This is a genomic window from Paenibacillus sp. 01T422 (assembly GCF_056398785.1).
This window is the reverse complement of record NZ_JBFTQB010001647.1, coordinates 1-461: the sequence shown is the minus strand read 5'-3', so window position 1 is coordinate 461 and position 461 is coordinate 1. Positions and strand designations below refer to the sequence as shown.

General features: G+C 53.8%; 1 pseudogene. It reads left to right on the top strand.

What is annotated here, in order from left to right:
* Positions 1–461 (top strand): annotated as a pseudogene (locus tag AC1DUA_RS40595) (beta-galactosidase); the annotation flags it as partial.

Here is a 461-nt window from a genome sequence, read left to right as displayed (position 1 = left end):
CAGCGTTATTGCGCGCTATCTCGAGAAGGATGAGAAAGAGTTTCCTGCCTTTCCGGCACCTCTTCCGAAGAAAAGTTACGGCCGTGTAGCACTGACGGAAAAAGCAGATCTGCTCGGACAACTGGCCCAGCTTTCCACACCTGTTAAACGTACCTGCCCGGAACCGATGGAGATGCTTGGTCAAAACTATGGCTTCATCGTCTATTCGACACAGGTATCTGGCCCGCGGACCGGCGAAAAGCTGCGCTTGCAAGAGGTGCACGATCGCGCGCAAATTTTCTTGGACGGTGTCTACCAAGGTACAATTGAGCGCTGGGACCCGCGTCCTCTCCCGGTGGACATTCCTGCCGAAGGCGCGAGACTGGATATCGTTGTCGAGAACATGGGACGTGTTAACTACGGACCGAAGCTAAAGGACTACAAAGGGATTACAGAGGGCGTGCGCTTCAACAATCAGTTCT